Raw genomic sequence first — 10,633 nt, 5'->3', positions numbered from 1 at the left:
TAGCCTTTATGCCAAAGCAGATAAAACGGTACAATCAGGTGAGGCAAGTATCGTTGTGGAGTTTGTTACTCATCGCTAAAGTTGAGGGGGAGAGTGCCTAGAAACTGTTTTAAGAAGTTTCATTTCTTTGACTTCTTTAATTTTAACTGCAATTTTACGCATGAAAGCAATGCTAAAACAGCCTTGTGGTTTCAGAGTTTCAAAGTCGAAAAAATCTTCGTTCGGAACAACATTGAATTCATCAAGACGTAGCCAAGACTCTTTTGTCAGTTTTGCGCGCCTACATTCTGTTTCAGGTATCTTTAAGCTCAATTGCATATCATGAGGCTCTCGTGAAGTGATGGGAAATAAAAAGAAGTGCGCTTCTGTTTTTACGACAACACAAGCAGGACGTGACTTACGACCTGAAATCTCTCTTTTTTGAGATTGTTCATGCCATAAGTAGTAGTATCTCACGACATCACCTGCTTTAAACATTTTCGTCGCTTTTGAGAAGTTCATCTAAACCTTGATCTAGGTCACCTAAGATATGTTTCGGTGCATCTGCATAGGAAAAAGCTTGTGCACCGGAGCGAGATTTTATTAATTGATTGTATAAATCGATAGGAAGCATAATGATTTTTTCTCGTCCTCTTTTAGTCAAAGCTACGGGCGTAGACATTGCCTCGTCTAATATATCACCAGTTCCGCGGTTTATATCTGTAAAACTATATTTTTTCATAAAGACACTCCTATGAAGATCATAGTTACATATAATACGTAAAATGCATATTTTATGTAAGTATGGATAATGTCAAGAAAATTCTTTACTAAAAGGTTTTAGAATGTCACGTCACTATATTAGGGTAAGGACGGGCGGTCCGATACAAGACGAGCAAGACGTTATTGAACAAAGAGCAACCTTTTCCAGGCTTGTGTCTGTCATTCAGGACGAAATTGATGACGTAACGGATGAGTATGCTCATCAGATACAGGAAAGTGCTTTAGCAGCAATTCGCTTTTGTGAACGGGAAAGATTTTACTTTAACGAAAGCATGGATGTTGTTTTTAACACAGGGAAGGGGAAAAGTATCTATGGTGCCCCAGAGGCCCCCCATATTGAAACCTCTGCTAAGATCAAAGGGGTCTTTCTTCATAAGGATAGGCAAGCCAAGGTTGAATTGGAGCATAGAGACGCGCTCTCTTTAGGTCCTTTGATCGCCTCAGGGCAAACAGGATCCCCCGTTTGTTACGGTTATTTTGATCGGAAACTTTATCTTTACCCGATACCGGATAGTGTTTATCAGATACAGCTTATTCTTTCCCCCATACGTTTTGAATATCCAGCCAATGCTAATCAGGAGAATCCGTGGTTTATCCATGCCTTTGATCTGATCAAAGCGCGTGCAAAGTATGAACTCTATAAGAATATCTTGAAAGATCCTGATTGTGCGGGTGCAGCTTATAATGATTTTCAAGAGCAGTTACAGCAATTGCGAACAGAAACCTCAACCCGCAATAATGTCACAAGAATAGTTCCAACGGATTTCTAAATGTCTTTTTTTCCAATAGCTGATTATAGACCCGATGTTTCGGTTGTCAACAGTGGGTGTACCGATACGCTTGTGAATGTTTTACCGGCAGATGGTTGTTATATTCCCATGCCGGGTGGGACGGTTGTTTCAGCCCCGTTAGAAGAAAAGCCCTTGGGGGCGATAGCTTTTAGAACAAGAAGTGGTGTTAAAATTATCGTAGGAGGAGAGCAAAAGCTTTATGCTTATGACAGCCACACGCGGGGTTGGAAAGATATTAGCAAAAGCGGTGTGAGCTATAGTGCCAATGAGGAAAACAAATGGTCCTTTGCCTTGTTTGATGAAACGATTATTGCGGTCAACAAGAATGATAAACCGCAGGCTTTTCAGATGGGTAATTCAGAGCGTTTTGATGATTTAGGTGGGGATCCTCCAAGAGCCGGTTTGGTGAAGGTTTGGGGGCGTTTTGTTTGTTTAATGCAGCTTACGGATCACCCAAACCGCGTGCATTGGTCTGGTTTTAAGGACGCTACCCATTGGAAGGTTCAGGAGAAACAGTGCGACTTTCAGGATTTCCATGACGGTGAAGTTGTACAAGGGTCAACAGAATCGACCAATCCCCTTATTTTCATGCGGTCTGCTATTTATGCTGGTTTGTTTACACCGGGCTCTGGTTTTGTGTTCTCTTTTCAGAAGATACAAGACAAGCGCGGTGCTAGGAGTCCTCAGTCAATTGTCTGTCGAGGCAGTGATGCTTTCTTTGTGGATGATGGCGGCTTTTATCAGATGAATTTTGAGGGGCAACCTTTGCCGATCGGTTTTGAAAAGGTGGATCGAACGGTGTTTTCAAGCTTTGATAGGCTTGCCCTTGACGCTATGCAAGGGGTGATAGACCCTGTTTATAACCGTGTTTATTGGTCTCTTAAGAGTGCTAATAACACACAAACAACCTTTGTTTATGATTGGGGCTTACAAAAATGGTCAATGATTTATGGGGAGCGTTTAACTTTCTTCCCTACTTTTACGACTGGCTATAGTTTAGAGCAATTGGATGAGGTTTCTGAAAGGCTTGAGGATTTACCCGCCTCCCTTGATAATCCGATTTGGCAAAATGGTATGCCAGTGCTTGGTGGGTTTGACGCCAAAAATAGGCTTGTTGTCTTTACGGGTGCCCCAATGGAGGCAGTTGTTGTTTCGCAAGAAATGGGTGCTCCTGATGGCAGTTTGAGCTTTTTTACAAAGGTCTTTGCAGAAGTTGATACGCTTGATGGTCTTTTGCGTATTGGTGAGAGAAATGTTCGCAGTAACAGCACACCCCTTAAATGGCATAAGGAGAGGGTCTGTTCCTTTGTGACGGGTGCCTATCATGGTCGCTCTCACAATCGCTATCATCGCTTTCAGTTGCGTATCCCTGAAGGGACGCCTTGGAAACAGATCACGGGCTTTCATGTCAATTTACGGTCTTTAGGGCGTCGATCATGACAGAAATTGTTTTAACCTCTTCTTGGGATAAGGAGCACATGGCGCCTTACCTTGATGAGATTGTTGCGTCTTTTCGTCGGTATGTCGAGCGCTTTAAGCATGAAGTAACGTTGCAAGAGTTGATTGAACAAATTTGCAGCGGTCAAAAACAGTTATGGCTTGTGCTTGATGAGGGTCATTTTTTAGGGGCAGTTACGACAAAGATCCAAGAAACAGTTTTGGGCAAGAAACGTGCTTTGATTTGCGAATGTGTGGGGAAGAGAGGATTAGAGCTTATTTCTCACCTGCGCTCTATAGAGGATTGGGCGCGTGAGAATGGCGCTTTTGAGATAGAGATCCTTGGTCGCTTAGGGTGGAAGAGGGCACTTGGGAAGCAAGGCTATGGCATAGATATGGTCTATTATAGAAAGGGATTAGGAGATGGGGAGTAGAAGAAAAGAGGAAAAAAAACAAAGTGGCACTCAGACGATTGCCCCTCCTTCTTGGACGAATAATCTGTTTAGAAGTGGAAGTCAGGACGCCTTTAACCTTTATCATACAGGTGTTGGAGGCAATGTTTATGGAGGACCACGTGTTGCACCATTGAGCGCCCCAACAAAGCAAGCGATAAGTGGTCTTGGCGGTGTGCCTAGTCAATATCAAAACTATATGGGTTATGTGATGAGCACCCCAACACAGGCAGAAAGAAACCTTAACGCGCTTACTTCTAGTGCTATGAGTGGTGGCGAGTACTCACCTTTTAACAGAGCGCTGCAAAACTCTATGAATCGTGTGAGAGATGAGGTGAACAGTGTTTATGCCTCTGCGGGTCGTGATGGTTCTGGATACCATGCTGATGCTATGGATAGAGGGCTTACCAATGCTATGGCAGATCACTTTGGGCAATATATGCAAAATATGACACAAGCCAATGCGGTTCTTGGGGATCTGAATAAGTACCGGTTGGGAATGGTAGGGAATTTATTGCCCGCTTACAATAATGCTTATTCGAATGCCTTGCAGGGTTCATCACTGCTTGATGATTACAATCAACGCCTTATTGATGCTGATCGTGAACGTTGGCTTGAGCGAGATACCAGTGGTTGGAATAGGCTGAATATGTTGATGAATGCAGCGCGTGGCTTTGCAGGCAATTATGGTCAGACAATGAATAAGAGTACAACTTCCATGATGCCAGGCAATAATCCATGGATGAATGCACTGATTATGGGCGGTCTGGCACTTGAGGGAGCAAAGAATATTCCGTTTAAATGGTAGGTGATCAGTAGGCGCCGCCGCGGCAGCAGCAGGAGAATCTGCACTAAGCGAGTTCTTAAGAAGAAATCATAGAAGTAACATGAGAACTGCATAATCATTAAATGATAGTTTTATAGGAGAGTGTGATGGCAATTCCATTATTAGCGCCATTAGCAAAGCCATTAGGTGCAGCAGCATTGAGATATGCTCCCAATATTTTGAGGAATCTTTTTACCAGAGGTGCTCAACAATCGGTTAAAGGAGCGCAAAGATTGCGACAATTAATCACAAAAAACCCAAAAGCCTCTGCGGGTATTGGGGCGGCGGCAATTTTTGGAGATGTGATGCAACCAGAGGAACTAAATGCTCCAGAAAACAAAGATTTACAGAAAATACACCTGCGACGTGCACAATCACTGCCTCCTGGTTTTGAAAATCTTCCACCTCTGCCAAATGCAATAGATCTTTATGAACAAGGTTTTAAAAAGAAGGTAGACACAACCTCCATATCACAGCCACCGGATCAGGTACAGCCACCTGTAGATAATCGCAGTGGTTTTGAGAAATTTGTACAATCAGATTTTTATAAAAGTCTTCAAGATCTTGTTTCTGGTATGGCGGCAGCACCGTCAGGTGGTTCAGGGTGGGATACTCTTGCACATGGTGTTACGAAGCTTAGTGAAGGGAATAAACAAAGAGAACAAGTTAATCAAACCGTCGAGTATCTGAAGTCTAAAGGATACGGCGAAGAAGAAGCGAGATTTATAGCCGGGAATAAGCATGCTCTTAATGCATCTCTCTTACAGCAGATGTCGGGTGGTCTTGGTAGTAAAGAAGAGCAGGAACGTTACCGTGAAGAAATGTCACGCAAATTTAGCAGTGCTATTAATTCAGTTGTACTTAATGATATCCAATTTTTTAAACAGCATATACGGGAGAGTGGTGGTTGGGGTTCAGGGAATGTTGCTTGGCTTGGCGCAGTTGCTAGGTATCCTAAACACCGTGATATGCGTTCTCTTCTTGAATCTATAAGAAGTCGTATGGGTCTTGATCGCTTAGATACCATGAGACAGTATTCACGTAATGGAGCTTCTGGTCTTGGCCAGGTGACCGAACAAGAACTTGATACCTTAAAGGACTATTTAGGAAATATAGACTATTCATTGGGTAGTAAAGAGCTCATGCGTAGACTTGATCAAGTAGAGAAGATTTTGCGTAAATTTCACCCAGATGCATTGGCTTTGCTAGAAGATGAAAGAATTAAATTGACACCAGAGAATGTTGGTAAGGTGACTTCACAAGTGAATCTGCAAACCATCCAAGACAAGTATAATAATTTATCTATTATGAAAAGTGAAAATGAAATTAGCGATTTACCACCAGGAGCAGATTTTCTTGTTTTTGATGCCAATGGTCAAAAAGTTATTATAAGAAAATAGGTTATGTTTCATGTCTGAACTTAAGAATTATGATAAATCACTTCTTCCTGAGTGGGCTAGAAAGTACCAGGTTGTTGGTATTGCTGAAGATGTTAAAAGGGGAATAGATTCCCCTGAATTTAAAGATTATGATAAATCACTTCTTCCTGAATGGGCTAGGAAATATAAAGTGATTGGTATTGCTGAAGATGCTCCTAGTACTCAAGAAACGTACAATGATTTTTCTTTTGATGATAAAGAGCTTACGTGGCTGGACGCTCTTCGCAGTCATGGTACATCTGGTCTCACGGCGGGTTATAGTGATGAGATGCAGGCGATAGCTGAAGCAGATTTTAATGATTATTGGAGTAGCAATAAACGAGCAGAGGAGATTTATAATAAAAGAGTAGCTAAAGAGCGCGCCTATCAAAAAGCCTTAGAAAAGAAATATCCATGGTTGTCTACAGGTGCTTATATTGCTGGTTCTATTTTACCAACAGTAGCGTCTTTGGCTATTCCTGGATTAAATTTTTTGAGGGCAGGCATGGCTGCGGGAAGTTTCGGCAGGGGAGCGCTTTTAGGAGCTGGATCTAGCGCTTTGCATGGATCTGGTTCCGGGGAAGGTTATGTTGATACACTGCATCGTACAGTAGCAGGTGGTCTTGGTGGCGCTGTTTTGACACCAGCTGCTTCTTTAGTAGGGGTCAGGAGTTTCTAAGATGCTTCGTGCGGGAGGAAATGCCTTAAAGTCAGCACCTTTTATGAAGGGTTCTTTGAATCCTGCTCATAAGCCAGTTTCCAATAAAGCATTGAGAGCAGTTGCTCGGGAGCTTTATGATCCTGAAATACCTTGGTACAGATATGTCTTCCAAGAGGAAAAATTGCCTGAACGCTTTTCGTTTGATGCTAAAAATATGTTTTTGACAGATATGAGCCCAGAGCTAAATCAGCTTTTATATAAGTCGTCAGCAACAAATAAAGCTGTTCATGATATCTTGGAGCAAGCTCATGGGGAAAGATTAGGCGGTTCTTTTAAACGTCTTCGTGATACTATGGACGATACCATTGCGCCTTATCAGCATGCAGATGATTTAAAAGATATACTGAAACAGGAAGGAAATCTGTTCTCCAAATCTTCTTACAAAAAGATGCGGAATACTCCAATAGATAAAGAATATTATGAAAAACTAGATCCTCTTTTTGCAAATGCAAGATTTCGACAAGCTCTCAACCATGCTGTGGGTGTCTTAAATGATGATATCAACAGAGCAAACCCTATAAAGTATAATAATAAAAAGTTTCCGCATATTACATATAAGCCTACGATGAAGTTATTAGATGAAACAAAGCGGTCCCTTGACATTTTATACCGGAAGTATTCGGATTCTGGTGATACGTCACGTGCTAATTTGTACCACTCGTTGAAAAAGCGTTTGCTCGATATAACGGATGAAATTTCACCAAGATATAAAACAGCACGTGGCATTGTAGAGAAATATAAAGTTTTTAAAGAAACTTTTGATGAAGGTAGAAAAGCACTTGGAGGGGATCTTCCAAAGAACGCTATTGAAAGTAACCTTGCTAGAGGCAATTGGTCAGGGGGCAATACTTATAAACTTGGTGTGAGAAATGAGCTTAATAATTCGGTAAAAACAAATAGTGATACTGCTAATAAACTTTCTGATCTTTTAAAAGGCGGTATTGCAGCTGAAAATCTCAAAAAAATAATAGGAGATGAATCGTTTGCCTCTTTGAAAAAGGCGGCACATAGAGAGGGATCCTATTCTAAAGCGGCAGAAAAAGCATATCAGGAATATCAAGGTCGTCCTAAGTTTTCTATTTGGCATGGAATGACCAAGGATATGGGTTTATGGCAGAAAGGCTTAACGTTGGCGAGAAATATATTGCATCATCCAAACTCACCAGAAATTTTGGCAGCAAGGCAAGAGATAGAGCGTGAGATAGCGAAATTAGCGACTTTTGGTGTTGGGGAAATGAAAAGACCCCAAATCGCTAAACTGATGCAAAATGCTGTGATGTTGCATGCAGCTGGTGTTTTGACGGATGCAGGTTTGCAGTTTATTTCGAGGGCTATAAGTAAAGGATTGGGACCTGGTTTTTCTATAGAGTATGCGAAATGAGCCAATATAGCCCTTCAGTACAACAAGCGATACGCCAGACAGCCATGCGTTATGGATTGCCTGAGAACTATTTATACCATGTTGCTCGGATTGAAAGTGGTGGCAATCCGAATGCAAGGAATCCACGTTCTTCAGCGGGTGGTTTGTATCAATTTATCGATAGCACGGCAAAGCAATATGGCTTGCAAGACCGTTTTGATCCGGTGCAAGCGTCTGATGCCATGGGCAGGTTAACGCGTGATAATCGCAATTACTTAACCCGCGTGTTGGGAAGAGTTCCCACGGAGGCGGAATTGTATTTGGCACATCAACAAGGTGTAGGGGGAGCAGCACGTCTTTTACAAAACCCCAATGCCAATGCCGCACAACTTGTTGGCAGAAATGCCGTTGCTTTGAACAGTGGTAATGCGGGCATGCGGGCAGGTGATTTTGCTAATCGTGTGTTACAGATGTATGGGGGGCAGCCGCAGCCTTATCATGCAAGATCTGCCGGTTTTCGGAATCAGAATAGGCATGATCTTCTAGAGCTTTTAAGGTATTTATTACCCTTACAGCAGGAAGAGACAGAAGAAGAAACCGAAGAAGAAGATGAGGATGATTTTCAGATGTCAAATTTTATGCGGGCATTCTACGGGATTTAGGATTTAGAGACATGTCAACGATTTATGATTGGTCGCTACGAGCGTCTGATAACGCGCGCGTGGATACTCTTATTAATTGGTCAGAAGGGCAACCACCTAGCACGGTGAATAATAGTGCGCGTGCTATGATGCAGCGTTTTAGAGAATATCTGTCAGATGTGGGCGGTGCACTTGAAGGCATTGTTGCAGTGGATCACAGCCAACAAACGACCTTGATCAGCTTGCAAACAAAATCAAAATTTTCAGAGTATAAGAATGATATTCTTGTGCGTTTTAAAGCCAAGGGCAAGAATGTTGGGACGACATCCGTTTCTCTTAATAGCTTACCCAGTAAGTCTGTTTATAAGATTTCAGAAACGGGTGTCGCGGTTTTATTAGAGGGCGGTGAGATTCAAACTGGGTGTATTTATACTTTGGTGTATGATGAAGAGCTCTCATGTTGGCACCTTCTTAATCCTACCCCCCTTTCCCGCCGAGAAGAAATGAGCCTTTATCCCCCAGGATTTATAGGAACATTCGCTATGCAAGCAATGCCAAGCGGTTGGCTTTTGTGTGATGGGGGAGCTTATTCGCGAAGTGTTTATAGTGATCTGTTTTCGGCAATAGGGACGACATGGGGAAGTGGAGATGGCGCAAGCACTTTTAATATACCAGATTTACGGGGTGTATTTTTACGGGGCTTTGATGGTGGACGCAATCTAGATAGAGGACGCTCTTTTGCAACCTTTCAAGAGGATTCCATCCAGTCTCATATTCATGGTGCTTATCAGATTTTATCCCAGGATGATGATGTTTCCTCATCAACGCATTGGCAGGGCAATACAACCACCATATTTGGTCATGCACTTGATGATGATGAGAAATCACAAGTTTCGAGACTCATAGGGGTAGCAAAAGAAGATATTAGGACGGAGCACAGTCTTGCCATGCCTCCATTATCAGATCTTGTTTTTAGATTAGAGGAAAAGCGTTCTGGCTCTCCAGAAACCCGTCCGGTTAATGTCTCGGTTTCTTTTGCGATAAAAACGTGAGGCGCCGATGTCAGATATTTATAGATGGTCTTTAACAGCGTCTGATAATGCAGTCGCAGATAGTCTTATCCATTGGTCTGAGGGACAGTCGCCACATACAGTTAATCATAGTGCTCGTGCGATGATGCAAAGGATTAGAGAGTATTTATCGGATACGAGTGGAGGGCTTGAGGGTGTTGTTGAGGTTGATTTTTCAGGACAACAGACGGTCATTAGGCTTCAAACAAAATCAAAATTTTTGGAATATAAGAATGATATTGTTGTGAGTTTTAGAGCGAGGGGAGGCAATGTTGGGTCAACAACCGTTTCTTTGAATAATTTATCAGGCAAGCCGGTTTATAAGGGGTCTCAAAGCGGTGTTTGTTTGCTTGTTGGAGGTGAGATACAACATGGGTGTGTTTATAGCTTGGTGTATGATGAAGAGCTTTCAGGTTGGCACCTTCTTAATCCAACGTTAAAGAAAGTTTCTCATTTTACACGTCTTCTTCCTATTGGATTTATAGGCACCTTTGCAATGGAAAGATTGCCAGAAGGTTGGTTATTGTGTGATGGGCAGGCTTATTCGCGTGAGAATTATCGTAATCTTTTTGCAATGATTGGTACGATGTGGGGTGAAGGTGACGGGGCAACGAGCTTTAATGTTCCGGACTTAAGAGGAATGTTTTTACGTGGCTTTGATTATTTGGGCACGGTTGATGCAGATCGCGGTTTTGCAACAGTGCAAGAATATTCGATGAGAGAGCATGTGCATGATATTGAACTTCGAGATGATAATTCTGGTACTTCGTCGAGAAGAAAGCGTAGTTATGATCCCTCATATAAGCGTGATCTTTCATCTGATCCCGAAATAAGAAGAATCCAAGAAAGCGCAGTAAAAAGCTGTTTTGATGGTCACGGGACTTTGGATGAGGTTTATAAATGTATTTCAGGGCATTTGCGAGGAGCTCCGGTGCCTATGTCTTTGATTGAGAAATATAGCAAGCGTTGTTTTAGCCCGACACTTTGGGGGTATGAGGATATTCATTGTCCTTTAGGCCCTGAAATTCCACCTTCTGAACGGTATTATATTGTTAATAGTATTGTTGATGATACTGTTAATGAAGAATGTGCTGGTTTAACGGGGGATGCTTTAGAGAGATGTAACAATGCGTTTGAAGAAGTATCGCAAACCAA

General features: G+C 42.2%; 12 protein-coding genes. 10 read left to right on the top strand and 2 right to left on the bottom strand.

What is annotated here, in order from left to right; all coding sequences use genetic code 11:
* Nucleotides 1-75: 75 nt before the first annotated feature.
* Nucleotides 76-477, bottom strand: coding sequence for a hypothetical protein (locus BN67_RS11020; protein ID WP_019224130.1), 402 nt, complete (start codon nt 475-477; stop codon nt 76-78).
* Nucleotides 470-721: a type II toxin-antitoxin system Phd/YefM family antitoxin gene (locus tag BN67_RS11015; protein WP_019224129.1), complete on the bottom strand. Its 252-nt coding sequence runs from the start codon at nt 719-721 to the stop codon at nt 470-472. Before BN67_RS11015 ends, BN67_RS11020 begins: the two co-directional genes overlap by 8 nt.
* A gap of 103 nt (nt 722-824) precedes the next feature.
* Between BN67_RS11015 and BN67_RS11010 the strand changes: the two genes are divergently transcribed.
* The 10 genes from BN67_RS11010 to BN67_RS12335 all read left to right on the top strand — a co-directional run.
* A complete protein-coding gene (locus BN67_RS11010) occupies nt 825-1,532 on the top strand; it encodes a phage adaptor protein (protein ID WP_019224128.1) in 708 nt (235 codons plus the stop codon).
* Entirely contained in the window at nt 1,533-2,993 is a 1,461-nt protein-coding gene (locus BN67_RS11005) for a hypothetical protein (protein WP_019224127.1), read from the top strand.
* Nucleotides 2,990-3,424: a hypothetical protein gene (locus tag BN67_RS11000; RefSeq protein WP_019224126.1), complete on the top strand. Its 435-nt coding sequence runs from the start codon at nt 2,990-2,992 to the stop codon at nt 3,422-3,424. Before BN67_RS11005 ends, BN67_RS11000 begins: the two co-directional genes overlap by 4 nt.
* A complete protein-coding gene (locus BN67_RS15135; protein ID WP_019224125.1) occupies nt 3,414-4,250 on the top strand; it encodes a hypothetical protein in 837 nt (278 codons plus the stop codon). The genes BN67_RS11000 and BN67_RS15135 overlap by 11 nt, the downstream gene beginning before the upstream one ends.
* A gap of 125 nt (nt 4,251-4,375) precedes the next feature.
* Nucleotides 4,376-5,668, top strand: coding sequence for a hypothetical protein (locus tag BN67_RS13330; protein ID WP_019224124.1), 1,293 nt, complete (start codon nt 4,376-4,378; stop codon nt 5,666-5,668).
* A gap of 10 nt (nt 5,669-5,678) precedes the next feature.
* Complete coding sequence (locus BN67_RS13325) at nt 5,679-6,365, top strand: hypothetical protein (RefSeq protein ID WP_051011306.1); 687 nt, start codon at nt 5,679-5,681, stop codon at nt 6,363-6,365.
* 1 nt (nt 6,366) lies between these two features.
* Nucleotides 6,367-7,788, top strand: a complete 1,422-nt coding sequence (locus BN67_RS13095) for a hypothetical protein (protein ID WP_051011305.1) — start codon at nt 6,367-6,369, stop codon at nt 7,786-7,788.
* Nucleotides 7,785-8,429, top strand: a complete 645-nt coding sequence (locus BN67_RS10980) for a transglycosylase SLT domain-containing protein (protein ID WP_019224123.1) — start codon at nt 7,785-7,787, stop codon at nt 8,427-8,429. Before BN67_RS13095 ends, BN67_RS10980 begins: the two co-directional genes overlap by 4 nt.
* An 11-nt stretch (nt 8,430-8,440) precedes the next feature.
* Nucleotides 8,441-9,460, top strand: coding sequence for a phage tail protein (locus BN67_RS10975; protein WP_019224122.1), 1,020 nt, complete (start codon nt 8,441-8,443; stop codon nt 9,458-9,460).
* A 7-nt stretch (nt 9,461-9,467) separates the two neighbouring features.
* Nucleotides 9,468-10,633: phage tail protein (locus tag BN67_RS12335; protein WP_019224121.1), on the top strand; the 1,166-nt coding region annotated here is incomplete at its 3' end.

The sequence above is a fragment of the Bartonella rattaustraliani AUST/NH4 genome (assembly GCF_000312565.1).
GTDB classification, from domain to species: Bacteria; Pseudomonadota; Alphaproteobacteria; order Rhizobiales; family Rhizobiaceae; genus Bartonella; species Bartonella rattaustraliani.
The sequence above is the reverse complement of the archived record's forward strand: the minus strand, read 5'-3'. Positions and strand labels throughout refer to the sequence as shown.